We start from the raw sequence: 24,288 nt of genomic DNA on the forward strand, positions 1-24,288 counted from the left end.
ATTCGGATTAATAAAAATTGAAAAAACGTCTTCCAATTGCATTTTTATGTGTTATAATTTCTAACATGAAAGTTTGTAAGTTACTAATAGTTGTATCAGGGAGGAGAAAGAATATGAAGAAACAGATGAAAAAGTTCATGCTTGTGGGAGGAATTGCGATTCTTTCAACTTTGTTTTTGGCTGGTTGCCAAAGCAACAATGCGGAGGAAGAAACCAGCAGCGAAGCGGTCACTGAAGAAAATGTCGAAGGATCTTTAGAAGGTGAAAGCTTGCGCATTGGTACGTCAGGGGTATTTGCACCTTTTTCTTACTATGAAGAGGACGGACAGACCTTGACCGGATACGACATTGAACTATTGGACAAATTGCAGGAATTTCTAGGATACGAATTAGCAGGCGGCGAATATCAAGTGCAAGATTATGCACCTTTAGTCACCTCGTTATCGGAAGGTAAGTTGGATGTTGCGGCAGCTGCCTTATGTGCCACCAGTGAACGTCAGGAAATTATGGATTTCACCGAACCGTACTTAAATTCTGGCCAGCGGGTGATGATTAATACCGAAGCTGATACCGGAATTACCGGAATTGATGACTTAGGGGATAAAACGGTAGGGGTGGAAAAAGGAACAGCTTCTCATGCTTACGCAAGTAAGAATTTAGAGGGTGCTAAGATTGAAGCCTACGATAAAATCACCGGTGCTTTTGAAGCCTTGCAGCAAAATAAAGTGGATGCCGTAATCCAAGATGCACCAAACGTGGCTTATTATGTGAAAACGCAGACGGATTCAACCTTGGAAGGCATCGGTGAGGAATTCAATCAAGATGAATCTCCTTATGCGGTGGCCTTGACTAAGGACAGTCCTTATAAAGAAAACTTCGAGTTGGCCTTAAAGGTCTTTGAAGAAGACGGAACCTTGAAAGAGCTAAACAAAAAATGGACAGAATAGGAGCTGAGCACTATGGTGTCTCAAGAAACGCTGCGTATCCTGGTTCCTTTATTGCTAGATGGTTTAGTCATGACTTTGCTGGTGGCCATTGTAGGGATTGGGATCGGATTTGTGATCGGTTGTGTTACAGGCGTGGCCCTGCGGTCAAAAAATGTTTTTGTTAAAGGAATCAGCTCGGTTTACATCTGGCTGATTCGCGGAACCCCTTTAATTGTTCAAGCGTTGTACATTTACTTTGTACTCCCACGTCTTTTAGGCTTAGATTTAAACAGCACTACAGCCGGAATTATCGTCATCGCGATTAATTCCGGGGCTTTCATTTCCGAAATTGTTCGTGGAGCCTTAGAAGGTGTAGATATTGGTCAATGGGAAGCAGGTCGTTCGCTGGGAATGAAGGATTACCAGATTTTGATTCATTTCATTGTCCCGCCAGCTTTTCGCAGTGCTTTGCCGGCGCTGGGAAACCAGTTTATTACTTCGGTTAAGGATACGTCTTTGCTGACGGTGATTGCCGTCAGCGAAATGACGCAGCAGGCCATGAACTATGCGTCATTGAGCTTTGATTATGTCAGTACCTACACAGTTTTAGCCGTGTTTTATTTAGGGCTGATCAGTTTGTTGATTGTTGGACAAAAACAGATTGAAAAAAGCTTTTTATTGAAGAGAAAGAAGGAGGAGACGCGAAATGGCACTGCTAGAAATAAGGCATTTAAACAAATCTTTTTACGCTGGCAAAAGGATTCTTAACGATATTTCCGTGGAGATTCAGCCAAATTCGGTCACCTGTATTTTGGGACCATCCGGCGCTGGAAAAAGTACCTTTTTACGCTGCATCAATCAGCTGGAGGAACCATCAGAAGGGGAGATTTTGTACAAACAGGAAAACACAATCGATCCTAAATACGATGTTCGTAAGCTGAGAGAAGAAATTGGGATGGTGTTCCAGTCCTTTCATCTGTTTCCTTTGAAAACCGTGCTGGAAAATGTGGCGATGCCTTTGCAGATTGTTAAAAAAATGCACGTTACTGTAGCCAAAGCCGAGGCAATGCGGATGCTGAAAAAGGTTGGACTGGGGGATAAAGGCGATGATTATCCCGAGCAGCTGTCAGGTGGACAAAAGCAGCGAGTAGCGATTGCCCGCAGTTTGGCGATGAATCCGAAAATCATGCTGTTTGATGAACCGACCTCAGCCCTTGACCCTGAATTAGTCGGGGATGTGCTGGATGTCATGAAAAACTTGGCGGAAGAAGGCAAGACCATGATTATTGTTACCCATGAAATGGGCTTTGCCAAAGAAGTTTCCGATCGGATTTTATTTATGGTGAATGGCGAGATTATCGAAGACAACACCCCAGAAAAATTCTTCAGTAGTCCAGAAACCGAGCGGGCAAAAAGCTTCTTGCTTCGTTCGCTAAAATAAACAGACACCTCCTGTATCACTGGGAGGTGTCTTTTCTTCGCACCGGAATCTGAATTTCCGTTAACCATTCCTCGGGTTTCTCCTTGTTCCACATACCATCAATGTAAGATTCTCGTGGCAAATCAGCGATCTCATAGTCATTTTGATCAATAAAGGAAAGGATCCCTTGATAGCTTAAGGGCAGTCGGTCATAGACTCCTTGGTGCAGAGCACAGACCGCTTTTTCAACTTTAGGAATCACCTTGAAGGAAAGAAAAGTATCTTCCTTTGAAGCCGCCGTAACGGCCTCGCAAATCTCCACTCGAATATTTTCTTCCTTGTACTCACCATCCAAGTAACGGTTAAAACAATATTGCGGGGTGGTATAGCGGCTGTCCAAGCGCTCCAGTTCACGATCCATTTTTGGCATGTATTGCATCAAGTCGCCATACGTTTTCACCGTCAAAGTCATGGAAGCTACCGTGATTTCCGGCAATGATTTTTCAATAATGTCATACTCCACTAATTCCTCATCGTCAGCCAGATAGCTTTCAATCACCGACAACTCCTGTGTTCGTTCCGCAATTTCTTCCAAAACCCGTTTCTTTTTCAGGCGCAACAGCTTGTCTTTACTGACACCTTGCTGGACTTGGCGGATTTCTTCCAGTGAAAAGCCGATCTTCCGCAAGGCAATAATTTGATGCAAATCCGGCAGCTGACTAGCGCTATAATAACGATAGCCGTTTTCCGGATCAACATAGCGAGGCACCAACAGTCCTTTTTCATCATAGTGGCGTAGTGCTTTGATGGTTACTTGATTCATTTGGGAAAAAATCCCTACTCGATACAGATTTTCATCCGGTTTATCTAACATGTACTCACTCCCATCTGAAGGTTTTCACTGAAACGATTATACCAATAATGCCAAACAGCAGCAGATAAAGCAACGGCAGCAGCGGCAAACTGCGGAGACCTTCAAGAGAAACGATCTTCAATAAGCGAACCCCTTGAGTCAGTGGCAGCATGTTGGCGATTTTTTGCATCCTTTCAGGAAAAATTTCGAAGGGAATCACCGATCCCGACAAAAAGAGCATCGTAAAATAAACCAGATTGCAGATCAAGTTGGCCTGCTTCATAGTTCGACAAAGACTGGCCAGCATCATACCCATACTATACATGGAGAACATCACAAGAAAATACACACTGACAAAACCTAACCAAGACCCAGGCATCCGATAGCCCAACACCAAGACGGCAACGCCAGTGACGCCTAAAGCAGAAGCCAGAGCCAGCAGGATACACAGAACGACCTGAATACTCATTAAAAAAAGCGGGCTGGTAGGAGTAGTAAAAAAGTGTTTTAAAATCTTTTTATCCCGATAATCCGCGATGGTTAAGGGGAGGCCCATAAAAGCTGTCGCGCAAATACCGACGGTTACTAAAGCAGGATAACTGCTTTGCAAGAACGTATAGTCACCAGTTTTGACTACTTGATTACCTGCCAACATACTAATCAAAAGTAACACGGCCATCGGCATCCCAATCCCAAACATCAACCCTTCCGGTGTCCGCAACGATACTCTTCCTTCTACCGACAAAACGGTTAAGTATTTTCTCATGCGCTTTCCTCCATTATCTGCAAGTAATAGTCCTCCAGCGTCAGGAAATTGTCCTGCTGCTGCAATTGAACTAGATTTTGCCGTTCAATAATCCGGCCCTTTTTCAAAAAGACCAGCTCATCGCAAAGCTGCTCGGCTTCCTCTAAATAATGAGTCGTCAAAAAGATCGTTAATCCTTGTTTCTTTAATCCTCGTAAGACCCGCCAGACATCCCTTCGCGCTTCCGTATCCAAACCAGTCGTTAACTCATCCAAGAAAACAATCTTTGGATTCGGCAGCAAAGCCAAGACCAAAGAAAGCCGCTGCTTTTGTCCACCAGACAAACTATTGGCCCGCTGTTTTTGGTATTCGGAAAGTCCAAACTGCTCTAACAGTTCTTGATAGTCTTGCGGCTGTTGATACAACGCCGCCATTTCCTGACATAATTCTTCGACATTGATATTGTTTTGAAAACTTGAAGCCTGCAGCTGAACCCCAATTTTCTCAAATAAGCTCTTGCGATTCTTACTCGCTGTCTTGCCAAAAATTAGCGTTTCGCCGCTGTCAGATTTCTTCAGACCAAGGATACATTCAATCAAAGTCGATTTGCCAGCACCATTTGGCCCCAAGAGACCAAAGACCGTCCCTTTCTTTACCTGAAGACTAACGTCGTTTAATACTTGCTTGTTTCCAAACTGTTTGGATAAATTCTTTACTGTGATGATACCCATCTTATCGCCTCCTAGAACCAAGCATAATGTCTGCTCCAAGGGGAGAGTCAATCGGTGAAAACAAAAAAACTCCCGCAGAAAAACGAGAGTAAGGATCCATTAATTAATCATTGCTGCTTGTACCTATGGTATTTCGTGATTAAACCAAGTATGTCTCTTTCGGAAAGTTTGCCAATTGGTTTTGGCTCAGCTAACTCTTTTACCTTTGCAAGAGAGAGGAGAATTTCAGAGGAAACATCAATATAAGAGTCTGCTTTAGAGATTAGATTGGCTATTTCCTTGTCTTGGATTTTGTACATCCGGTTTAAAAAATCTTCTCGGCCAAACTTTTCTTTGTAAGTGTAAACGCCAAGGAGTCGTATATAACCGAATTTTTCTGAAGAAAGACCAATATAAACAGAAGGTCGTCTCTTGTTGGGGGTTGGATCCCCGAATAACATAGAATTTACGATATATAATTGAAACTCATCCATGACGAATCCAATCTTTCATATGTTCGGGAGCATCTTCTGGGATAACTAAAGTGCCGTTTTCATCTACATCGGCAATAACTTTTTGAACGTTAGGATTTTCCATCATAGAAATATGTGGGTTCTTTTCGGTTTCAAGTTTGAGGTAAATGAAGCTCATAAAAGCTTCCTCAGGTGTCTGGCCATCTTTAGCCAAAGTTTCTTTAACGAGTTTCTCTTCTTCTGGTGTTAAATGAAGGTGTACAGTCACGATTAACGACCTCCCTTTTGATAAGTTGTTTGGGCTAATGTTAGCGTAGAATATGATGTAATTATAGCATCGAAACCTTGATTTATCAATGTTTATAGCAAGTGGTTAATCTTGTGTTAACAAAAAAACTAGCAGATCTCTCTGCTAGTCAGCGTCTTACTCTTTAGTTTTCTTTCGTTGTTAATTCCAACAACTTGTTTTTCAACTCATTTTCCATATGGTTGATTTCCAATTCGGCGGCATGACGACGTTCCTTGCCTTCTTTTTGAATACGAAGGGTTTCTTCCAAGGTTTCCACTAAATCATTTTGCGTTTGTTGTAGTGTTTCGATATCCACAATGCCCCGTTCGTTTTCTTTGGCGGTTTCAATCGTCGAAATTTTCAGCATTTCTGAATTTTTCTTCAATAGATCGTTGGTTGTTTCAGATACTTGGCGTTGAGCCATCGACGCATCCTTTTGACGCAACAGAGTCAAGGCAATCGCTACTTGGTTTTTCCACAATGGAATCGCCGTATTGATAGAGGCTTGAATCTTTTCAGCCAAGGCTTGGTTCGTATTTTGGATCAAACGAATTTGCGGTGCTTGCTGGATCGTGATTTGACGCGCCAGTTTCAAGTCGTAGGTCCGTTTATCTAAACGATCCAAAAATTGTGTGTAGTCGTTAACAACCTGCACGTCCATTTGGTCGCCGCTAGCCTGCGCTTTTTTGCTGGCTTCTGGAATAACTTCGAATTTCAACTCTTCCATCTTCAGCTCAGCTGCCGCAATATAAATGTTCAAGGCGTCAAAATAGTCCTTGTTCTTAGTATAAAGCTGTTCCAGCATTTGATTGTCCTTTAACAGACCATCTTTTTCTGTATTCAGCTTCATAGCAATCTTATCAATTTGGGCACCAATTTTTTGGTATTTCGTCGTAATTTCATAAATCGACTGTTTTACTTTTCCGAAAACCCGTTGGAAAAGATTACCCTCGCCAACCCGTAATTCATCCGGGTTTGCTTCTTGCAGACGATACATTAACTGATTTAATGAATCACCGATCGGTCCAATATCTTGGGCTGATACAGTCGTTAGCATCGACTGTGAAAATTCGCTCAGTTTTGTTTGCGCAGTTGCGCCATAAGTAATCACAGCTTGGGAGTCGTTTACATCAATTTTCTTGGCTAATTCACGAGCTTGGGCTTGGCGTTCTTCAGGCAGCTTGTCGACTAAGCGATCGGCTGTTTCTTGTTCCTGCAGACTTGAAATTTCTTGTTTTTGGACAGGTGTTAGGCTATCAGTGCCAAATGGGTTGCTTAACAAATCATCTAATGTGTCATTTACTGGTGCGGGTTTGTTTTCCGGTTCCACTATGGTTCCTCCTGTTCGAAAAAAATCTAGCTAGGCTAGATTTTTTATTCGCTAAATTGTTTGGACAGATCAGGATCTTTTTCAATGTTTCGTTTGGCAATCGAGATTTCTACATCCATGTCTTCCAAGTCATTGGAAACGAATTGTTGATAATCTTTAACTACCAAAGCGGCCATTTGATCGATGATCTGTGCACTTTCTTCTAGTTTACCATAAACTTCTTTCGACTTAACCTCATGATTATTGATTTCGATATAATTGTCGGTCAAATCAACAATGTTCGGTAAGTGTGTATAAAGAAATTGGCTCGCTTCAGGCAAGCGGGTTGGTTCTTTTACCAATTCTTTAAACAGAGCCTTGGCTGCTTTTAACATATCGTGACGTAAATCAATCGCTTTTAGCTTTGCGTTGTTTTTAATGTTGTTTTGCAGCTGAACAATTTGGTTCTTCGACTGATTCATTGTTTCGCGGAAAAGGTCAATTTCGCTGTCGGTCATGCCAGCTTCACGGTAATAATCTTCCTTTTCAGGACTAAGTAACGGCATTTCTTCTTTTTTCTGAACTTTTCGTCCTTTAATGCCACGATAAATTAAGGTAACACCTGTCACAAGTAGTACTAATGTGATAAAATCGCCAAAGTCACCTTCTAAAAAACAGATGATCCCAATGATTACCACAATTATCGGGAATATTTTCTTTCGCATAATGATCCTCCTAATCTAGTAAGTAAAGCGGGTATCTAATGCATTTATTTTTCACGTATTTCCTTACACGCTCATAATAGCACGAAATTCTATAGAATTAGTATCGGACCAAAGATGGATTTTTTAGATTTAGAAAAAACATAAGAAATTTTCTATGCTACAATAAGTCTTAAGTCCGTTGTCTTATTTAAATCAACGAAGTATTCTTAAAGAAGAAGGGTGAAGTTATGTTAGAATATAAAGATTTTGAAGAAAAAACCATTCAACGAGAAGAAATTTTTAAAGGAAAAATTATCGAAGTCGTCTTAGACGATGTAGCATTGCCAATGGGAGGAACCGCTAAACGGGAATTAGTTTTCCATCATGGCGGGGTAGGAATTATTCCGATTACCAAAGAAAATAAAATGATTATGGTGAAACAATTTCGCAAACCGCTGGAAAAGGTTGTGTTAGAAATTCCAGCTGGTAAAATTGATCCTGGCGAAGGTCAGTATCCCGAAAAAACTGCCAGCCGCGAACTAGAAGAAGAAACCGGCTATCGGGCAGAATCATTGAAATATGTAGCAGAAATGTATTTGTCCCCTGGTTTTTCCAACGAGAAGCTCTACATATATGCAGCCGACAAGCTGGAAAAGGTCGAAAACCCTCGGCCTCAAGACGATGACGAAGTGTTGGAATTATACGAATTAACTTTAGAAGAAGCGAAACAAGCAATTACCGATGGCTTAATTTGCGATGCGAAAACAATTTATGCGGTTCAGTATTGGGAATTAATGCAGGTGAAACAAGGAGAGGATTAGAATGAGTCGTCCCCTGATAACGCGTAGTGAAATACGCAAACGTAAGGAAGAACAGGAGCGATTAGCACAGCAGCAAAAGGCGGAGGCCGAAAAAGCCTACGCCAAGAAACAAAAAGAAATCAGCGGCGTGTACCGCAAAGAGCTGAAAAAGAACAAACCGCTGGAGAAAACCCGCAGCGGTGAAAAGGAACGCTACCGAGAACGCGGCTCCCTTTTGAATAAAGCAATTTTAATAGTTGTGGTATTATTAGTAGTTGTAATGCTAGCCGTTTTCTTTATCTAGCAAATAGTATTCGTGCTAAGAATCAAAACAATTTTTCAAAAAATAAGAGTCTTAACACGATGTAATCGGAGGGAATTCAAATGAAAATCGGTATCATCGGTGCCATGGATCAAGAAGTCAAAATTTTACGTGAACAGCTGGAAAGCCCGCTATCATGGGAGCGAGCTGGTGCGTTGTTTATTTCTGGTTCCATTGGCAAACATGAAGTAATTGTGGTGCGCTCAGGTATCGGCAAGGTGGCCGCTTCACTGACAACCAGCTTGCTAATCCAACAATATGGCGTAAACATGGTCATTAATACTGGTTCTGCAGGTGGCATTGGCGCAGGCTTGCAAGTCGGCGACCTAGTTATTTCAGAAAAATTGGCATACTTTGACGTAGATGCCACCGGCTTTGGCTACAAACCAGGACAATTGCCAGGCGGAATGCCTTTATACTTTGAAGCCAGCCGCTACTTAGTCGACAACATGACGAAAGCTGCCGAAAACACTTCACATCACGTGAAAAAAGGCTTGATCGTCACAGGTGACACCTTTGTCGATGCTCCTGCGAAGATCAAAGATATTTTAACTAATTTCCCAGATGCCTTGGCTTGTGAAATGGAAGGAGCAGCAATTGCTCAAACCGCTCAACAATTTGAGATTCCATTTTTAGTGGTACGAGCAATTAGCGACACTGCCGATCACCAAGCAACTCAAAGCTTCGACGAGTTTATTGATGAAGCCGGCAAACGCTCAGCAGAAATGGTTGTTGAATTTGTTCATATTTTAAAATAGGGAGGCTAACTGATGCGCGCATTGCTTTCGATTGATTATACCAACGATTTTGTTGCTACCGACGGGAAATTAACCACCGGAGAAGCCGGACAGGCGATTGAACCCGAAATAGTCGCTTTAACGAAAAACTATTTTGACCATGGTGATTTTGTCGTCTTTGCTATTGATGGACATGATCCCACTGATCAATACCATCCAGAAAACAAACTATTTCCGCCTCACAATGTGATCGGCACAGAAGGCCGGGCATTGTATGGTTCATTGGCTGATTTCTATCAGGCCAATCAGCAGGAAAAAAATGTTTACTGGATTGATAAGCGTCATTATTCAGCCTTTAGCGGAACCGATTTGGACATCCGCTTGCGTGAGCGGGGGATTACCGAATTGTGCTTAACGGGTGTATGTACCGACATTTGTGTGCTGCATACAGCGGTGGATGCCTATAATTTAGGTTATAAAATCGTGGTTCCAGAAAAGGCGGTCGCAAGCTTTGATCCAGTTGGCCACGAATGGGCCTTAGCCCATTTTAAAAATACCTTAGGAGCAACACTTATTTAAATGAATGAACTGACGGCGGTCAAAAGAGTGATAACAAGCTCTTTTGACTGCTTTTTTAGTGCCTCCTCTTAATTTGCATAAACTCACATCAAGGCTTATAGTGGAAAAGAATTTATTATGGAGATGAATTAAACATGTTGGACTATTTAATCATTGCTTTATTTGCCTTTGCCGGTGGTTCACTGCGCTATTGGATTGGTATCTTTCTTCCTAAAATCGGCGGGTTTCCAATCGGCACATTGGCGGCTAATTTAATTGGCTGTTTTATCTTCAGCTGGCTAGTGAAGCATATTTTGAGTGATAGGGACGTCTCGGGAAGATTGATTTTAGGATTGGGTATCGGCTTTTGCGGCGCACTAACCACCTTTTCTTCTTTTGCCTTGGATACAATGCAGCTGATGCAAGCTGGACAATGGGGACTGGCCTTTTTGTATTTATTGCTGTCATTTGCAGGCGGCTTAGCCATGACTTATTTTGGTGAAGCAATTTATCACAAAGGGGTGCAAGCAGACCTATGATAAATACACTGTTAGTTGGAAGCGGAGCGGCTTTGGGAGCGATGCTGCGCTTTACTTTGAATAATTATTTTGAATCTCAAACCAAACGCTTGCCGCGAGCTACCTTTTTTATCAATTTGACTGGGAGTTTCTTATTGGGAATTTTCTTCGGCATCCACATGTCCTCGTCTATGTATCTGTTCTTAGGTACCGGCGTGATGGGGGGCTACACCACTTTTTCTACCTTCAATTTTGAAGTATTCGTTTTGTGGAAAAATGATCGCCAGATGTTCTATCGTTATTTGATTGGTTCCTATGGATTAGGATTGCTGTGCAGTTTTTTTGGTTTGATGATAGGGAGTTATTTAGGAAGATAAAAAACAGCACTTGAACCAAAACATCCGGTTCAAGTGCTGTTTGCGTATCATTTAATCTTTGTCGTCGTCAGGCAGCTGATTATTTAGGTCCGTACGTACAATTAATACATCGCAGCTGGCGTTGCGAATCACGTATTCAGAAACTGATCCGATAAACAAACGTTCCACCGCGTTAAGTCCGGTTGCACCTAACATAATTAGATCGATATCGTGCTCCTCTGGAATTTGAGTTGCGATCATTAATTTTGGTGCACCGTACTCGATTACCTTAGAAATCTTTTGACAGCCTGCATTCTTTGCGTAGCTCTCGTAATCGTTCAAGGTTTGTTTCGCCATTTCAGTTGCTTGTTCTGCTAAGACATTGTCAAAGGATGAAACCGTTTGAAAAGCACGGGTATCAATAACATGAGCCAATAGCAATTCTGCGTTATTTCTCTTTGCGACATTGACGGCTTTTTGGAAGGCAAGCTCTGCTTCGTTTGAACCATCGACAGCGGTCATGATTTTTGTATATTGTTGTTCCATTTTTCTCAGCTCCTTTTCTACTTATATTTTAAAACATTTTGGCGTAAAATCATATACTTAAGATGATTTCGTTTTCTGAGCCAGTTGAATACTGAATAAGGCCGCAAATAAAATGACGACAATAATGTAGACCATTGAAGGGGTAGAGTGGTTTATGATGGCAATAAAGAAGCCGACAATTCCTAAAGCGGCATAAAGAAGTCCGTAATGGCGCAGAAAATTTTTATTGGCGGGTGTTTTAGCTAATAAGGCTAAAAGTCCATCCGATTTTTGAATAAGATAATAGCTGCAAAATAATAGCAAAATCGCCATCAGCACCATCAATATGCGAATCATCATTTTTCCTCCTAAATACAATAAAAAGCAATTTGCAGATGCAAATTGCTTTCATTCCAAAAGAATGGAAAACTCCGTCGATGCCGTTATTTACCCGATAGTATTGATCCCGCAAATTCAAGCAGGTGGGTTCCATGGTCTAAGCCTCGAACTACCAAATGAAAAGGCCTGTTACCAGCTTTGACACAAGACAGATCCCAATATATCAATAAAAATGTTCGGTCAACACTGAAATGGGCAACGCGCACATCACAGAATTTTCAATTCAATCATAGCATAGTCAAACGTAAGACGCAATCAATCAAATTGATAAATCAGAAATTTGATGTTTTTCAATGCGTCTAACTTTATGCTCTTATTGTAGCGATAACTAGTGAAGATGTCAAAGTAATTGTTCCTATTTTTTCTTTTTCCATTCCTGAATCCGGTGATATTGCTGTCCCAGCGCTTGTTCATATTTCCCTGTAGCTTTGGGTTCATAATAGTGAGCATTTTTAAGCTTATCAGGCAAATACTGTTGATCCACCCAAGCATTGTCGAAGCTGTGGGGATATTGATAGTCGATGCCGCGACCTAAATCCTTGGCCCCTTTGTAATGACTGTCCCGCAAGTGATCAGGAACATCGCCGGCTTTACCGGCCCGAATATCGGTAATCGCCGCATCCAGTGCTACGTAGGCGGAATTGGATTTAGGCGACAGGCATAGATCAACTACCGCGTTGGCTAAAGGAATCCGGGCTTCCGGAAAGCCTAGTTTTTCAGCAGCCTGCACCGCTTGCACGGTTCTGGCAGCTGCCGGCGGATTCGCTAAACCAATATCTTCGTAACCCATTACCATCAAACGGCGGCAAATAATCGGCAAGTCGCCAGCTTCAACTAATCGGCCTAAATAATGCAAAGCCGCATCTACGTCACTGCCGCGGACTGATTTCTGGAATGCCGAGATAACATCGTAATGAGCGTCGCCATCTTTGTCGTGGGTCAATGCTTTCCGCTGCACACACTCCTCGATAATCGACAAGGTGAGATGGATTTTTCCTTCGTCATTTTCTGGTGTAGACTTAGTTGCCAACTCCAAGCCATTTAAGGCACTGCGCAAATCGCCATTTGTCGCTTGGGACAAGAAGCGCAATGCTTCTTCGTCTAAGTCAACTGGATAAGTTCCCAGTCCTCGTTCTTCATCCTTTAAGGCAAAATTTACTGCAATTTGGATATCTTCTTCCGTTAAAGGCTTCACTTCAAATATTTGTGTTCGGCTGCGAATCGCCGGGTTAATAGTAATATAAGGATTTTCTGTGGTGGCACCGATCATAATGATCCGCCCGCTTTCCAAGTGGGGCAGCAGGAAATCCTGTTTGGTTTTATCCAGACGATGGACTTCATCCAACAGCAAAATGACCGTCCCGCTCATTTTGGCTTCTTCGGCGACAATTTGCAAATCCTTCTTGGTATCCGTTGCGGCATTCAGCATGCGAAAGGCGTAATTCGTAGAACCGGCAATCGCGCTGGCGATACTGGTTTTTCCAGTTCCTGGTGGTCCGTACAAGATCATGGAAGACAGCATCCGGGCCTCCACCATTCGGCGGATAATTTTCCCGGGACCAACCAGCTGTCGCTGACCGACAACTTCATCTAAATTTCGGGGGCGCATGCGATACGCTAATGGTTGCTGCATGGTTTCCCTCCTTATATAGTAGTCAAATTTTTGAAAAATCAGTAAACGAAACATTCGTAATTGGGAATGTATGTTCTATTATACCATTTTTTTCTAATAAATTATAGGAAACTGAAAGGGTGAACGTGGTATCTACCCTTATTATTGTGTATGATGTAAGAGGTGAAATAAATGGAAAAAACGATCAAATATTTTAATACTCATTCAACAGAAGAAGTGGCGGAATATCTGTTAGGAATGTACGTGGAGCATGAAACACCTCACGGGAAATTAGGCGGCTATATTGTCGACTGCGAAGCCTATTTAGGACCTGATGACGAGGCTGCGCACAGCTACGGAATGCGAGATACTCCGCGTGTGCGAGCGATGTACCAAGAACCAGGGACGATTTACTTATACACGATGCACACTCACTTGATTTTGAATATGATCACACAACCAAAAGGGATTCCCCAAGGAGTAATGATCCGTGGGTTAGAACCAGCCGAAGGCATACCGGAAATGATCCGCAATCGCGGCGGTCAAACAGGTGCTGCCATTAGCGATGGACCTGGTAAATTGGTTCAAGCAATGGGAATCGGCAAGGAACTATATGGAGAATCAATTTTTACCAGCACCTTGCATCTCGTTCCGGAAAAACGCCGCTATCCAAAAGAAATAGAACGCCTGCCGCGAATCGGAATTCCCAACAAAGGAATCTGGACCGATCTGCCTTTGCGCTTTACCGTTAAGGGCAACCCTTATTTAACCAAACAACGAAAAAATCAAATTGATCCAGCAAATGGCTGGCGCTAATTGAACTATAAAAAACGAACGGAGCAACAAAAATGGCCAAAGAAACAATGATTAGTTACTTAGATGCCTACCTAGGCAAAAAGATTCCAGAGTACGAATTGAATTTAGATTGGGACACGCGCAATCGCACCTTTGAAGTGGCTTTCCGCTTGTATGCTGAAAACAAGCAGCAAATCGAACTGGACGATGTAGATGGAGTAGCTTCTGAAGAAGAAATTATCGAATTTGAAGACGCGATTCTCTTATACGATCCTGAAAAATCAACCATTGATCCCGAAGAATACTTGGCAGTCATTCCTTATGAAGGAAAAAAAGGAATGAAAAAAACTCAGCTTACTGCAGTGGTCGATTATTTACGAGAAGTAATCGAAGAAGGCCAAAGTGATTTGTTGGACTTTTTAGCTGACGACAGTGAAGATGCTGTATTTGAATTAACTTGGTCAGAAGAAGAATTCCAAAAACATAGTAAGACAAGTGACGAAACTTATTTGCCTTATCCTAAATTTTAATTTGTTAATCAAGGAGGAACACCATGAAGTGGAATGAAGTAAAAGTAGCGACGGCCAGTGAAGCAGTTGAAGCTGTCTCTAATATTTTAATGGAGGCTGGTGCAACAGGCGTCGCGATTGAAGATGCATTGGATATCGCTTTTTATAAAGAAGATCAATATGGCGAATTGCTTGATCGGGAGACCTTTACGCAATTAGAGGAAGGCGCTGAAGTCAGTGCTTATTTCCCCGAAACTATCTTTTTACCGGAGATTTTACCTTTTATTACCGACAGTATTACTCAGCTGCCAGAATTTAGTTTAGCCATTGGTAAAAATGAAATCACCGTCAGTGAAGTGGAAGAAAGCGACTGGGCGACGGCTTGGAAAAAATATTACCATCCAGTACGAGTAACTCGCTATTTAACGATTGTACCAAGCTGGGAAAAATACGAAGCTCAATCAATGGAAGAAAAAATTATCACTCTAGATCCAGGCATGGCTTTTGGCACTGGTACTCATCCTACTACCAACTTGACTTTGCAAGCTTTGGAAACCGTCATTCGCGGCGGCGAAACGGTCTTGGATGTCGGTACTGGTTCCGGCGTATTAAGTATTGCCTGCTCGTTAATGGGCGCTAAAGAAATTTACGCTTATGATTTAGACGAAGTAGCGGTTCGTTCGGCACAAGAAAATGTCGATATGAATGAAGGTACTGAAAATATTACCGTAGCAGCCAATAATTTGTTGAACGGTGTTGAAAAGTCCGTAGATATTATTGTAGCCAACATTTTGGCGGATATTATCAAGCTGATGATTCCTGATGCTTGGCGTTTACTGAAGTCAGACGGCACCTTTATTATTTCTGGCATCATTGAAGATAAAAAAGACATGATCCTAGAAGAGTTGTACAGCCAAGGTTTTGAAGTGGATCGGATTTTCCAACAAAAAGACTGGTATGCCATGATCTTGAAGAAACCTGAGGAAGACTAATATGCAGCGCTATTTTATCAATGAAGCTTATCAACCCACTGTCCAATTGACCGGCGAGCCCCATCACCACATGATGCGGGTAATGCGGATGTCGGCAGGGGATGCAGTATTCTTAGTGTTTAACGACCAAACAGCAGTTAAAGCGGAGATCACGGCGATCGATTCCGAAAGTGTTCAACTAAAAGAACTGGAAAAAGAAACCTTCTCCCGTGAATTGCCTGTAGCTATCACCTTAGCCAGCGGCTTTCCTAAAGGAGAAAAGCTGGAGCTGATCGCCCAAAAAGCCACAGAACTAGGTGCTCACCAGTTTATCGCTTTTCCGGCTGAGACCTCGGTGGTGAAATGGGATCATAAAAAGCAGCAGAAAAAACAGCAGCGCTTGAACAAAATCATTCAAGAAGCGGCAGAACAGTCCCATCGACAGTTTTTGCCGCAGCTGGAGTTTTTAGCCAACGAAGCTGAACTGGTGAAGACCTTTGAGGAATATGATGAAGTTTTAATTGCTTATGAAGAATCGGCTAAGCAAGGTGAGCAAGCGCAACTAGTTCAGACGCTGAAAAATTTAAAAACAGGCAGCAAATTACTGGTTATCTTTGGACCAGAAGGCGGCTTTTCTGTTAAGGAAGTCGAAGCTTTTCAACAAGCAGGTGCCAAATTATGCGGCTTAGGTCCGCGTATTTTGCGAACAGAAACAGCGCCACTTTATGTCATGAGCGCGGCCGGCTTTTATTACGATTTACTTAATGATTGATTGAAAAGCCTTCAGCAACTCTGTATAATAGAAACAATTATTTAAAAATAACTAGGAAAAGTGCCAGACACAAGAAAAAATACGTCCCTTTTAAGGAGGATGTCTAATGGCAAAAGATATAGAATTAACAGGACCCGATGTGATTGAGCTGGTTTCCGGCTACATGAGCGAGGAGCATACCGCCTTTGTAAAAAAGGCCTACGAATATGCTTTCGAAGCTCATAAAGAACAAATTCGGAAATCTGGCGAGCCCTACATTATCCATCCAATTCAAGTAGCAGGAATCTTAGCGGATTTACATATGGATCCTCACACCGTGGCGACGGGTTTTTTACACGACGTGGTGGAGGACACCGAAGTAACACTAGCTGATCTGCAGGAAGAATTTGGCTCAGATGTCGCTTCGTTAGTCGATGGTGTTACCAAATTAGGGAAAATTAAATACAAGTCCCATGAAGAACAGTTAGCAGAAAATCACCGGAAAATGCTATTGGCGATGGCCCAAGATTTGCGGGTAATCATGGTAAAACTAGCCGATAGACTGCATAATATGCGAACGTTGCGCTATTTACGAGACGACAAGCAACGTCGAATTGCCCGAGAAACTTTAGAGATTTATGCGCCTTTAGCAGATCGCTTAGGGATGAGCCGGATCAAATGGGAGCTGGAAGATACTGCTCTGCGCTATTTGAATCCGAAGCAATATTACCGCATCGTTCATTTGATGCAAAGCAAGCGGGAAGAACGGGAAGCTTACGTCAAAGAAACCGTCGAAGAAATCAAAGAAGCCACCCAGGAGTTAGACATTATCGGCGATATTTATGGCCGGCCGAAGCATATCTATTCCATCTACCGTAAAATGCGAGATCAGAAGAAGCAATTTGATGAAATTTATGACTTGTTAGCCATTCGCGTAATTGTTGATTCAATTAAGGACTGTTACGCCGTATTAGGAGCCATTCATACCAAATGGAAACCAATGCCAGGACGTTTCAAGGATTACATTGCGATGCCGAAAGCCAACATGTATCAGTCATTGCACACCACCATTATTGGACCAAGCGGCAATCCAGTCGAAGTGCAGATTCGTACCCACGAAATGCATCAAATCGCTGAATTCGGGGTTGCGGCTCACTGGGCCTACAAAGAAGGCAAAACTGAGAAATTGGATGCTGAAGCTGACAGTAAGCAGCTGGACTGGTTCCGGGAAATTTTGGAGCTGCAGGATGAAAGCTACGATGCTTCTGAATTTATGGAAAGCGTGAAAGGCGACATTTTCAGCGACAAGGTTTACGTATTCACGCCAAAAGGTGATGTAACCGAGCTTCCAAAAGGTTCAGGTCCATTAGATTTTGCCTTCAGTATTCATACCGATGTCGGCAACAAAACTACCGGTGCCAAAGTAAACGGCAAAATGGTGCAATTAGACTATAAGCTGAAAAACGGCGATATTATTGAAATCATGACTTCACCGAATTCCTTCGGTCCAAGTCGCGACTGGCTGAGTATGGTAAAAACCAGCAAAGCCCGCAATAAGATCAAACGCTTCTTTAAGACTCAGGATCGCGACGAAAATATCGCGAAAGGGCACGAAGCCGTGGTCAAGTGCTTGAACGATATGGGCTTTACACCAAAAGAAGTTTTAACCAAGGATAAATTGCAGAAAACCTTAGACAAATTAAACTTCCACAGTGAAGATGATTTGTATGCATCAATTGGCTTCGGGGAATTAAGTGCACTGACCTTCTCTAACCGTTTGACGGAAAAAGAACGCCGCGAACAAATGAAGCAGAAGAAACAAGATGCGGTTGATGAATTAGTTAACCAGCCGCAGAAGAAAGAAGCAGAGAAAATCAAGATTCGTCATGAAGGCGGCATTGTGATTCAAGGGATTGACAATCTGCTGATTCGGATCAGTCATTGCTGTAACCCGGTGCCGGGGGATCAAATCGTTGGTTACATCACCAAAGGCCGGGGAGTTTCAATTCACCGAAGTGATTGCCCAAATATTACTAATCAAAAGAGTATTCAAGAACGCCTGATCGAAGTCGAATGGGAAGATACCTCCAATATCAGCCAGGATTATAATGCGGACTTGGAAATTTACGGCTTTAATCGTGATGGCCTGTTAAATGATGTGTTGAATATTGTCAGCGGCATGACCAAGCAATTGGTCAGCGTCGAAGCCAAGCCGACTAAGGATAAAATGGCGATGATTCGCTTAACGATCAAGATTCAAAATCTAAGCCATTTATATTCGATTGTTGATAAGATCAAATCGGTCCCAGATGTTTACAGTGTCAAACGGACCAAAGGATAGGAGACCAAACATGCGAGCAGTGATTCAGCGAGTAAGTCAAGCATCGGTAACAATTGATGAACAGGTTATAGGCAAAATCGATAAAGGCTATATGATTCTGTTGGGCATTCATGAAGAAGACACCCAAGAGGATGCTGATTATTTGATTCGTAAAATTCCTTTGCTGCGGATATTTGAAGATGCCGATGGCAAGATGAATCAAAACATTCAAGACGTCGGAGGCAGTATTCTAAGTGTCTCGCAATTTACTTTGTATGCAGACACCAAAAAAGGCAACCGCCCCAGCTTCATTAAAGCTGCCCGGCCAGAAACAGCGATTCCGCTGTACGAGTACTTTAACGAAGGGCTCCGCCAACAAGGTTTAGTAGTAGAAACCGGCGAGTTCGGCGGCGATATGGATGTAGCCCTAGTCAATGACGGGCCAGTAACGATTATTTTTGATACGAGAGACAAGTAGAATCTTTGAGGAGCACAACAGAGTGCTCCTTAAAGGTTTTTTGTTTATGCTCACGGAGTGTGCGCAAAAGTTGAAGCTTATTGAAAATTAAGCGAATCTATTCATCTATTCAAGGATAATCAGCTGACAATTAATCCTAGACCCGAACTTTCTCCAAGGTTTCGGGTCTTTTTTGTCAGGAAAACTACCAAAAGGGAAGAAAATAGGTGATAATTGAAAAAAAGCCAAAGGAGTAATGCTATGCAGACGAGAATAGAAAGAGATTCAATGGGCGAAATTGAGGTACCGATTGATGCATTATGGGGTGCGCAGACGGAGCGCAGCCGTCAAAATTTTAAAATCGGTGGAGAAAAATTGCCACCGGAATTACTGGAAGCATTAGTGATTGTGAAAAAGACGGCGGCAACCGCAAACCAAGTAACGGGGAAATTATCAAATGAAAAAGCGGAAGCGATTAAAACGGCTGCTGATCAATTGCTGCGGGAAAAACGCTGGGATGCTTTTCCATTAGTGGTTTGGCAAACAGGCAGCGGTACACAAAGCAACATGAATGCCAATGAAGTAATTGCTCATTTGGCGAGTGACAGCACGTTGAAGGTTCACCCGAATGATGATGTGAACATGTCTCAAAGTACCAATGATGTCTTTCCAACAGCGATTCATTTGGCGGGCACGTTAGCGATTGAGAAGCATCTGCTGCCAATGATCGAAAAAACAGTCGCTGTGCTGAAAGATCTGGAAGAAGCGAATCGTGAAGTCATCAAAATCGGCCGGACGCATTTGCAGGATGCAACACCTGTTACCTTCGCCCAAGAAATCAGCGGCTGGCGGGTAGGTCTGGAGCGTAACCGCCAAATGCTGATTGACAGCTTGGCTGAGTTGAAGCAATTGGCCATCGGCGGGACAGCGGTAGGTACTGGATTGAATGCGTCACTAGCTTATGAAGAAGCGTTTATTGGCGCTTTGCATGTAGAAACTGGGATTCATTTTATCAGTGCAGAAAACAAGTTCCATGCTTTAGCTAATCGTGATGCGGTAGTGTTTACCAGTGGTGCCTTGAAAGCGTTAGCGGCCAATTGTATGAAAATGGCTAATGATGTTCGCTGGCTGGCCAGCGGCCCCCGCAGCGGGCTTGGAGAAATCTCAATTCCGGCCAATGAACCTGGCAGTTCCATTATGCCTGGCAAAATTAACCCAACCCAGTGTGAAGCCTTGTCCATGGTAGCAGTGCAAGTAATGGGGAACGATACAGCCATTGGGATCGCAGCTTCACAAGGGAATTTTGAATTAAATGTCTATTTACCAGTGATCGCTTTTGATCTTCTGCAAAGTATTCGTCTGCTTGGCGATGCATTAGAGTCCTTTACTGACCATTGTTTAGCGGGAATTACTGTTAACAAGGAACGGATGGCAGAATTACTATCTAGTTCATTGATGCTGGTAACGGCTTTAAATAGCCACATTGGTTATGACAAAGGGGCAGAAATTGCCAAGAAGGCTTTTAATGAAGGAACGACCTTGAAGGAAGCAGCTTTGACGCTTGGTTATGTAACCGAGGAAGAGTATGACCAATGGGTACGTCCGGAAAAAATGATTGGGGAGAAAAATTAATGAATATCTACGAAGAAGCCTTAGAAGCACACAAACAATGGCGTGGGAAAATCGGAGTAGCGGGAAAAGCCAAAGTAGTCGATCGTCATGATTTGTCTTTGGCCTATACGCCTGGTGTAGCGGAACCTTGTCGTGAAATTCAAAAGGATGTCAGTAAAGCCTATGACTATACTTGGAAAGGCAACACGGTCGCGGTCGTAACTGATGGAACAGCAGTGTTAGGCTTGGGAGATATTGGTCCAGAAGCAGCTTTGCCAGTTATGGAAGGCAAAGCGTTGCTGTTTAAGGAATTCGCGGACATTGATGCAGTGCCGATTTGCTTGGATACGAAAGATCCCCAAGAAATTATTCAGATCGTTAAAGCCATAGCTCCAACTTTTGGCGGGATTAACTTGGAAGACATTAGTGCGCCCCGTTGCGTCGAAATTGAGCGAGCGTTGATTGAAACTTTGGATATTCCAGTTTTCCATGATGATCAGCATGGAACTGCGGTTACCGTAACAGCAGCCTTGATTAATGCTTTGAAGATTGTTAAGAAGCAACCGGAAGACTTAAAAGTAGTCGTTTCGGGAACTGGTGCAGCGGGCAGTGCAATTATTCATATGTTGGTTCATTTCGGTATTAAACACGTTACTGCCTTCAATAAATTTGGCTCTTTACATGAAGAAATGAAGGATGCCACCTTTGTGGAAAAGGAAATCTTAGAGCTGATTCAGCCTAAGAATTTCACTGGAACCATGGCGGAAGCCTTTGAAGGAGCAGATGTTTTCATTGGTGTATCTGCACCTAAGTTAGTCACTAAAGAAATGGTAGCTTCCATGAATCAAGGCAGCATTGTCTTTTCGATGGCGAATCCCGAGCCGGAAATTATGTACGAAGATGCGTTAGCTGGCGGAGCAGCGATTGTTGGGACAGGCCGTTCTGATTTTCCGAATCAAATCAACAACGTTTTAGCCTTCCCGGGAATCTTCCGAGGAGCCTTCGTTGCCGAAGCGAAAAAGATTACCCCGAACATGCAATTGGCTGCGGCTCATGCGATTGCTGACTCAATTGCAGAAGAGCGTTTAACCAGTGATTTCATCATTCCGTCGGTCTTTGATAAGCAGGTGGTTGAAGCGATTACTTTGAAGGTATCCGAGGCGGCTGTAAAAGATGGTGTAACACGTTAGTAACAGTAAAAACCTCCTACTGTAAATAGAAGTTGTGGTATACTAGCAAAGAATGATTTGTGATCAAAGGAGGAGCCTCATGGCAGAGAAAGAAACATTTTATATCACTACACCGATCTATTATCCCAGCGGTAAATTGCACATCGGTAACTCGTATACAACGATTGCCTGTGATGCGATAGCTCGGTACAAGCGTCTGATGGGCTATGACGTATTCTATTTGACTGGTGTCGATGAACATGGTCAAAAAATTGAGAAAAAGGCCGAAGAATTAGGCGTTGAACCGAAAGAATATGTTGACAAGATGGCCACAGATATTACTAAATTATGGAAAACGCTAGATATTAGTTACGATAAATTTATTCGTACCACTGATGAGTATCATCAAGAAGGTGTGAAGAAAATCTTTGATCAGCTGTTGGAGCAAGGGGATATTTACCTTGGCGAATACGAAGGCTGGTACTCGGTTTCGGATGAAGAATACTTCACGGAAACCCAATTGGATGAAGTTTATCGTGATGAAGAAGGCAATGTGATCGGCGGGAAAGCACCGAGTGGACACGAAGTTGAATTGGTTCGCGAAGAATCTTACTTTTTCCGTATGAGCAAGTACGCAGATCGTCTATTGAAGTATTACGAGGACCATCCAGAGTTTATTCAACCAGAATCTCGTAAAAATGAAATGATCAATAACTTCATCAAGCCCGGCTTGGAAGACTTGGCGGTTTCACGAACAACTTTTGCTTGGGGAATCCCAGTAAATGCTAATCCAAAACACGTGGTTTACGTGTGGATTGATGCTTTGTCTAACTACATTACAGCGTTAGGCTACGGCTCAGATGATGACAGCCTGTTCCAAAAATATTGGCCGGCTAACGTTCAAATGGTTGGAAAAGAAATCGTGCGTTTCCATACGATCTACTGGCCTATTATGCTGATGGCATTAGATTTGCCATTACCTAAAAAAGTCTTTGGCCATGGCTGGTTAATGATGAAGGACGGTAAAATGTCTAAGTCTAAGGGCAATGTGGTTTATCCAGAAATGCTGGTGGAACGCTACGGCTTAGATGCATTGCGTTATTATTTGCTGCGGGCAGTACCCTTTGGTTCAGATGGCGTCTTCACACCGGAAGATTTTGTCTCTCGGGTGAATTACGATTTAGCCAATGACCTGGGCAACCTGTTAAATCGTACTGTTGCTATGATTAACAAATATTGCGGTGGCGTCGTACCGAAATATAAATCATTGGTGACACCGTTTGACAGCGAATTGTCGACGACGGCTGCTAATGTAGTTGGCCGATACCGTGAATCAATGGAAAAAATGGAATTTAACAATGCTTTAGCTGAAATTTGGGTGCTGGTTTCTCGTGCCAATAAATACATCGACGAAACTGAGCCTTGGATCCTAGCTAAAGACGAAGAGAAGCAAGAAGAGCTAGACAGTGTAATGGTTCATTTAGCGGAAAGCTTGCGCATTGTCGCAATTTTACTGCAACCTGTAATGACTCAAACACCGAAGAAGATCTTCGAACAACTTGGTTTGAATACTGAAATGATGCAGCTGGAAAAAATCCATTTTGGTGAATTCCCTGAAGACACTAAAGTGATTCCTAAGGGCAAACCAATCTTCCCGCGTTTAGACATGGAAGAAGAAGTTGCCTATATCAAGCAAAAAATGAGTGAAGGCAGTCAACCTGAAGAAGCAGCTATCAAATGGAATCCTGAAGAAACCGAATTAGTTTCAGTGAAGGATAAAGAAATTAAGTTTGATGTGTTTGATAAAGTAGAACTGAAAGTAGCCGAAGTCATCGACTGTAAAAAAGTTGAAGGCGCCGATAAACTGCTGCAGTTCCGTTTAGATGCCGGCGATAAACAAGACCGCCAAATTCTGTCAGGCATTGCTGAATTCTATGCTGATCCAGCTTCCTTAATCGGCAAAAAGCTGATTATCGTAGCGAACTTGAAACCACGTAAAATGCGAGGCGAGGTCAGTCAAGGAATGATTCTTTCGGCTGAAGCACCTGACGGCAGCTTAAAAGTTGTTGAAGCGCCAAAGGATATGCCAAACGGATCAATTGTTGGATAAATTACCGGACTTGGAGCCATATTTAATGGTTTCAAGTCTTTTTTTAGTCATTAATTGTAGATTTTTGAAAAAAAGTTGTTGACAGCGTTTTCTATATTTGCTAAGATAAATGAGAATTAAATAGACCAGTGATGGATAGTGATTGTTTAAATACAAGCTAAACCTGATGACGTAAGACAAGTTTTTTTGTCGTGCGCTCGTCGGGTTTTTTTGTTGCTCTTTTGGAGGTGAAAAAGAACACGAGTGATCAGAACTTGATTGACAATAATTACTAAACAATCTATCATTTTAATGAGAGAAAAATTAAGTGTTACTAAATTTCTCTGCAACGTACAGCGT

The 24,288-nt window shown here is 42.5% G+C and carries 28 protein-coding genes and 1 other RNA gene; 18 read left to right on the forward strand and 11 right to left on the reverse strand.

All coding sequences use genetic code 11. The features are described from left to right. Positions 1 to 113 precede the first annotated feature (113 nt). From JZO70_RS10910 to JZO70_RS10920, 3 genes are read left to right on the forward strand one after another with little or no spacing between them, the layout of a single operon-like run. Positions 114 to 947, forward strand: a complete 834-nt coding sequence (locus tag JZO70_RS10910; RefSeq protein ID WP_207673603.1) for a substrate-binding periplasmic protein — start codon at positions 114 to 116, stop codon at positions 945 to 947. A gap of 12 nt (positions 948 to 959) precedes the next feature. Then, complete coding sequence (locus JZO70_RS10915) at positions 960 to 1,694, forward strand: amino acid ABC transporter permease (protein ID WP_207673604.1); 735 nt, start codon at positions 960 to 962, stop codon at positions 1,692 to 1,694. Then, complete coding sequence (locus JZO70_RS10920) at positions 1,633 to 2,367, forward strand: amino acid ABC transporter ATP-binding protein (RefSeq protein ID WP_278252607.1); 735 nt, start codon at positions 1,633 to 1,635, stop codon at positions 2,365 to 2,367. Before JZO70_RS10915 ends, JZO70_RS10920 begins: the two co-directional genes overlap by 62 nt. 16 nt (positions 2,368 to 2,383) lie before the next feature. On the opposite strand, the gene JZO70_RS10925 is transcribed toward JZO70_RS10920, so the two are convergent. The 7 genes from JZO70_RS10925 to JZO70_RS10955 all read right to left on the reverse strand — a co-directional run bounded on the left by JZO70_RS10925 (position 2,384) and on the right by JZO70_RS10955 (position 7,450). Next, positions 2,384 to 3,220, reverse strand: a complete 837-nt coding sequence (locus JZO70_RS10925) for a MerR family transcriptional regulator (RefSeq protein ID WP_207673605.1) — start codon at positions 3,218 to 3,220, stop codon at positions 2,384 to 2,386. 4 nt (positions 3,221 to 3,224) lie between these two features. Beyond that, a complete protein-coding gene (locus JZO70_RS10930) occupies positions 3,225 to 3,965 on the reverse strand; it encodes an ABC transporter permease (protein ID WP_207673606.1) in 741 nt (246 codons plus the stop codon). Then, positions 3,962 to 4,675: an ABC transporter ATP-binding protein gene (locus JZO70_RS10935; protein WP_207673607.1), complete on the reverse strand. Its 714-nt coding sequence runs from the start codon at positions 4,673 to 4,675 to the stop codon at positions 3,962 to 3,964. The genes JZO70_RS10930 and JZO70_RS10935 overlap by 4 nt, the downstream gene beginning before the upstream one ends. A gap of 107 nt (positions 4,676 to 4,782) precedes the next feature. Then, positions 4,783 to 5,148: a hypothetical protein gene (locus JZO70_RS10940; RefSeq protein WP_207673608.1), complete on the reverse strand. Its 366-nt coding sequence runs from the start codon at positions 5,146 to 5,148 to the stop codon at positions 4,783 to 4,785. Then, complete coding sequence (locus tag JZO70_RS10945; protein ID WP_207673609.1) at positions 5,141 to 5,395, reverse strand: hypothetical protein; 255 nt, start codon at positions 5,393 to 5,395, stop codon at positions 5,141 to 5,143. Before JZO70_RS10945 ends, JZO70_RS10940 begins: the two co-directional genes overlap by 8 nt. A 163-nt stretch (positions 5,396 to 5,558) precedes the next feature. Beyond that, positions 5,559 to 6,746, reverse strand: coding sequence for a toxic anion resistance protein (locus JZO70_RS10950; protein WP_207673610.1), 1,188 nt, complete (start codon positions 6,744 to 6,746; stop codon positions 5,559 to 5,561). A gap of 44 nt (positions 6,747 to 6,790) precedes the next feature. After that, the gene (locus JZO70_RS10955) at positions 6,791 to 7,450 is read right to left on the reverse strand and encodes a 5-bromo-4-chloroindolyl phosphate hydrolysis family protein (protein ID WP_207673611.1); all 660 of its coding nucleotides are present in this window, start codon (positions 7,448 to 7,450) and stop codon (positions 6,791 to 6,793) included. A 227-nt stretch (positions 7,451 to 7,677) separates the two neighbouring features. Between JZO70_RS10955 and JZO70_RS10960 the strand changes: the two genes are divergently transcribed. From JZO70_RS10960 to JZO70_RS10985, 6 genes are all read left to right on the forward strand, one after another. Next, the gene (locus JZO70_RS10960; protein WP_207673612.1) at positions 7,678 to 8,250 is read left to right on the forward strand and encodes an NUDIX hydrolase; all 573 of its coding nucleotides are present in this window, start codon (positions 7,678 to 7,680) and stop codon (positions 8,248 to 8,250) included. A gap of 1 nt (position 8,251) precedes the next feature. Further along, a complete protein-coding gene (macP, locus tag JZO70_RS10965) occupies positions 8,252 to 8,533 on the forward strand; it encodes a cell wall synthase accessory phosphoprotein MacP (protein ID WP_207673613.1) in 282 nt (93 codons plus the stop codon). A gap of 80 nt (positions 8,534 to 8,613) precedes the next feature. After that, positions 8,614 to 9,309 (forward strand): 5'-methylthioadenosine/adenosylhomocysteine nucleosidase, encoded by a 696-nt coding sequence (locus tag JZO70_RS10970; protein ID WP_207673614.1) that lies wholly within the window; start codon positions 8,614 to 8,616, stop codon positions 9,307 to 9,309. 12 nt (positions 9,310 to 9,321) lie between these two features. Next, positions 9,322 to 9,867 carry a cysteine hydrolase family protein gene (locus tag JZO70_RS10975; RefSeq protein WP_207673615.1) on the forward strand — a complete coding sequence of 182 codons (546 nt, stop codon included), beginning with the start codon at positions 9,322 to 9,324 and terminating at the stop codon, positions 9,865 to 9,867. 134 nt (positions 9,868 to 10,001) lie between these two features. After that, positions 10,002 to 10,385, forward strand: coding sequence for a fluoride efflux transporter CrcB (crcB, locus tag JZO70_RS10980; RefSeq protein WP_207673616.1), 384 nt, complete (start codon positions 10,002 to 10,004; stop codon positions 10,383 to 10,385). Continuing rightward, positions 10,382 to 10,741, forward strand: coding sequence for a fluoride efflux transporter FluC (locus tag JZO70_RS10985; RefSeq protein WP_207673617.1), 360 nt, complete (start codon positions 10,382 to 10,384; stop codon positions 10,739 to 10,741). The genes crcB and JZO70_RS10985 overlap by 4 nt, the downstream gene beginning before the upstream one ends. A 51-nt stretch (positions 10,742 to 10,792) precedes the next feature. On the opposite strand, the gene JZO70_RS10990 is transcribed toward JZO70_RS10985, so the two are convergent. The 4 genes from JZO70_RS10990 to JZO70_RS11005 all read right to left on the reverse strand — a co-directional run bounded on the left by JZO70_RS10990 (position 10,793) and on the right by JZO70_RS11005 (position 13,277). Continuing rightward, positions 10,793 to 11,266 (reverse strand): universal stress protein, encoded by a 474-nt coding sequence (locus tag JZO70_RS10990; protein ID WP_207673618.1) that lies wholly within the window; start codon positions 11,264 to 11,266, stop codon positions 10,793 to 10,795. A gap of 57 nt (positions 11,267 to 11,323) precedes the next feature. Continuing rightward, positions 11,324 to 11,605, reverse strand: a complete 282-nt coding sequence (locus JZO70_RS10995; RefSeq protein WP_207673619.1) for a hypothetical protein — start codon at positions 11,603 to 11,605, stop codon at positions 11,324 to 11,326. A 64-nt stretch (positions 11,606 to 11,669) separates the two neighbouring features. Then, a non-coding RNA gene (gene ssrS, locus JZO70_RS11000) (6S RNA) lies at positions 11,670 to 11,863 on the reverse strand. Between the two features lie 136 nt (positions 11,864 to 11,999). Continuing rightward, on the reverse strand, positions 12,000 to 13,277 hold the full coding sequence (locus JZO70_RS11005; protein ID WP_207673620.1) for a replication-associated recombination protein A: 1,278 nt from the start codon (positions 13,275 to 13,277) through the stop codon (positions 12,000 to 12,002). A gap of 171 nt (positions 13,278 to 13,448) precedes the next feature. Here JZO70_RS11005 and JZO70_RS11010 point away from each other — a divergent pair, with 171 nt between their 5' ends. The 9 genes from JZO70_RS11010 to metG all read left to right on the forward strand — a co-directional run bounded on the left by JZO70_RS11010 (position 13,449) and on the right by metG (position 23,949). Beyond that, positions 13,449 to 14,072, forward strand: coding sequence for a DNA-3-methyladenine glycosylase (locus tag JZO70_RS11010; RefSeq protein WP_207673621.1), 624 nt, complete (start codon positions 13,449 to 13,451; stop codon positions 14,070 to 14,072). A gap of 32 nt (positions 14,073 to 14,104) precedes the next feature. Beyond that, positions 14,105 to 14,581 (forward strand): DUF3013 family protein, encoded by a 477-nt coding sequence (locus JZO70_RS11015; RefSeq protein WP_207673622.1) that lies wholly within the window; start codon positions 14,105 to 14,107, stop codon positions 14,579 to 14,581. A 23-nt stretch (positions 14,582 to 14,604) separates the two neighbouring features. Next, the gene (prmA, locus tag JZO70_RS11020) at positions 14,605 to 15,552 is read left to right on the forward strand and encodes a 50S ribosomal protein L11 methyltransferase (RefSeq protein ID WP_207673623.1); all 948 of its coding nucleotides are present in this window, start codon (positions 14,605 to 14,607) and stop codon (positions 15,550 to 15,552) included. 1 nt (position 15,553) lies between these two features. After that, complete coding sequence (locus JZO70_RS11025; protein ID WP_207673624.1) at positions 15,554 to 16,303, forward strand: 16S rRNA (uracil(1498)-N(3))-methyltransferase; 750 nt, start codon at positions 15,554 to 15,556, stop codon at positions 16,301 to 16,303. A gap of 106 nt (positions 16,304 to 16,409) precedes the next feature. Beyond that, on the forward strand, positions 16,410 to 18,623 hold the full coding sequence (locus tag JZO70_RS11030; protein WP_207673625.1) for a RelA/SpoT family protein: 2,214 nt from the start codon (positions 16,410 to 16,412) through the stop codon (positions 18,621 to 18,623). Between the two features lie 10 nt (positions 18,624 to 18,633). Beyond that, a complete protein-coding gene (gene dtd, locus JZO70_RS11035; protein ID WP_207673626.1) occupies positions 18,634 to 19,080 on the forward strand; it encodes a D-aminoacyl-tRNA deacylase in 447 nt (148 codons plus the stop codon). Between the two features lie 240 nt (positions 19,081 to 19,320). Continuing rightward, on the forward strand, positions 19,321 to 20,691 hold the full coding sequence (gene fumC / locus JZO70_RS11040) for a class II fumarate hydratase (RefSeq protein ID WP_207673627.1): 1,371 nt from the start codon (positions 19,321 to 19,323) through the stop codon (positions 20,689 to 20,691). After that, positions 20,691 to 21,860, forward strand: a complete 1,170-nt coding sequence (locus tag JZO70_RS11045; protein WP_207673628.1) for an NAD(P)-dependent malic enzyme — start codon at positions 20,691 to 20,693, stop codon at positions 21,858 to 21,860. Before fumC ends, JZO70_RS11045 begins: the two co-directional genes overlap by 1 nt. A 79-nt stretch (positions 21,861 to 21,939) precedes the next feature. Next, complete coding sequence (metG, locus tag JZO70_RS11050) at positions 21,940 to 23,949, forward strand: methionine--tRNA ligase (RefSeq protein ID WP_207673629.1); 2,010 nt, start codon at positions 21,940 to 21,942, stop codon at positions 23,947 to 23,949. The last annotated feature ends 339 nt before the right edge of the window (positions 23,950 to 24,288 follow it).

The organism is Candidatus Enterococcus moelleringii (genome assembly GCF_017377575.1).
Taxonomy (GTDB): Bacteria; Bacillota; Bacilli; order Lactobacillales; family Enterococcaceae; genus Enterococcus_A; species Enterococcus_A moelleringii.

What these genes read in the sequence shown, in the direction of transcription:
- JZO70_RS10910 (WP_207673603.1), top strand. Translation starts at nt 114, where the DNA reads ATGAAGAAACAGATGAAAAAGTTCATGCTTGTGGGAGGAATTGCGATT.
- JZO70_RS10915 (WP_207673604.1), top strand. Translation starts at nt 960, where the DNA reads ATGGTGTCTCAAGAAACGCTGCGTATCCTGGTTCCTTTATTGCTAGAT.
- JZO70_RS10920 (WP_278252607.1), top strand. Translation starts at nt 1,633, where the DNA reads ATGGCACTGCTAGAAATAAGGCATTTAAACAAATCTTTTTACGCTGGC.
- JZO70_RS10925 (WP_207673605.1), bottom strand. Translation starts at nt 3,220, where the DNA reads ATGTTAGATAAACCGGATGAAAATCTGTATCGAGTAGGGATTTTTTCC.
- JZO70_RS10930 (WP_207673606.1), bottom strand. Translation starts at nt 3,965, where the DNA reads ATGAGAAAATACTTAACCGTTTTGTCGGTAGAAGGAAGAGTATCGTTG.
- JZO70_RS10935 (WP_207673607.1), bottom strand. Translation starts at nt 4,675, where the DNA reads ATGGGTATCATCACAGTAAAGAATTTATCCAAACAGTTTGGAAACAAG.
- JZO70_RS10940 (WP_207673608.1), bottom strand. Translation starts at nt 5,148, where the DNA reads ATGGATGAGTTTCAATTATATATCGTAAATTCTATGTTATTCGGGGAT.
- JZO70_RS10955 (WP_207673611.1), bottom strand. Translation starts at nt 7,450, where the DNA reads ATGCGAAAGAAAATATTCCCGATAATTGTGGTAATCATTGGGATCATC.
- JZO70_RS10960 (WP_207673612.1), top strand. Translation starts at nt 7,678, where the DNA reads ATGTTAGAATATAAAGATTTTGAAGAAAAAACCATTCAACGAGAAGAA.
- macP (WP_207673613.1), top strand. Translation starts at nt 8,252, where the DNA reads ATGAGTCGTCCCCTGATAACGCGTAGTGAAATACGCAAACGTAAGGAA.
- JZO70_RS10970 (WP_207673614.1), top strand. Translation starts at nt 8,614, where the DNA reads ATGAAAATCGGTATCATCGGTGCCATGGATCAAGAAGTCAAAATTTTA.
- JZO70_RS10975 (WP_207673615.1), top strand. Translation starts at nt 9,322, where the DNA reads ATGCGCGCATTGCTTTCGATTGATTATACCAACGATTTTGTTGCTACC.
- crcB (WP_207673616.1), top strand. Translation starts at nt 10,002, where the DNA reads ATGTTGGACTATTTAATCATTGCTTTATTTGCCTTTGCCGGTGGTTCA.
- JZO70_RS10985 (WP_207673617.1), top strand. Translation starts at nt 10,382, where the DNA reads ATGATAAATACACTGTTAGTTGGAAGCGGAGCGGCTTTGGGAGCGATG.
- JZO70_RS10990 (WP_207673618.1), bottom strand. Translation starts at nt 11,266, where the DNA reads ATGGAACAACAATATACAAAAATCATGACCGCTGTCGATGGTTCAAAC.
- JZO70_RS10995 (WP_207673619.1), bottom strand. Translation starts at nt 11,605, where the DNA reads ATGATGATTCGCATATTGATGGTGCTGATGGCGATTTTGCTATTATTT.
- JZO70_RS11005 (WP_207673620.1), bottom strand. Translation starts at nt 13,277, where the DNA reads ATGCAGCAACCATTAGCGTATCGCATGCGCCCCCGAAATTTAGATGAA.
- JZO70_RS11010 (WP_207673621.1), top strand. Translation starts at nt 13,449, where the DNA reads ATGGAAAAAACGATCAAATATTTTAATACTCATTCAACAGAAGAAGTG.
- JZO70_RS11015 (WP_207673622.1), top strand. Translation starts at nt 14,105, where the DNA reads ATGGCCAAAGAAACAATGATTAGTTACTTAGATGCCTACCTAGGCAAA.
- prmA (WP_207673623.1), top strand. Translation starts at nt 14,605, where the DNA reads ATGAAGTGGAATGAAGTAAAAGTAGCGACGGCCAGTGAAGCAGTTGAA.
- JZO70_RS11025 (WP_207673624.1), top strand. Translation starts at nt 15,554, where the DNA reads ATGCAGCGCTATTTTATCAATGAAGCTTATCAACCCACTGTCCAATTG.
- JZO70_RS11030 (WP_207673625.1), top strand. Translation starts at nt 16,410, where the DNA reads ATGGCAAAAGATATAGAATTAACAGGACCCGATGTGATTGAGCTGGTT.
- dtd (WP_207673626.1), top strand. Translation starts at nt 18,634, where the DNA reads ATGCGAGCAGTGATTCAGCGAGTAAGTCAAGCATCGGTAACAATTGAT.
- fumC (WP_207673627.1), top strand. Translation starts at nt 19,321, where the DNA reads ATGCAGACGAGAATAGAAAGAGATTCAATGGGCGAAATTGAGGTACCG.
- JZO70_RS11045 (WP_207673628.1), top strand. Translation starts at nt 20,691, where the DNA reads ATGAATATCTACGAAGAAGCCTTAGAAGCACACAAACAATGGCGTGGG.
- metG (WP_207673629.1), top strand. Translation starts at nt 21,940, where the DNA reads ATGGCAGAGAAAGAAACATTTTATATCACTACACCGATCTATTATCCC.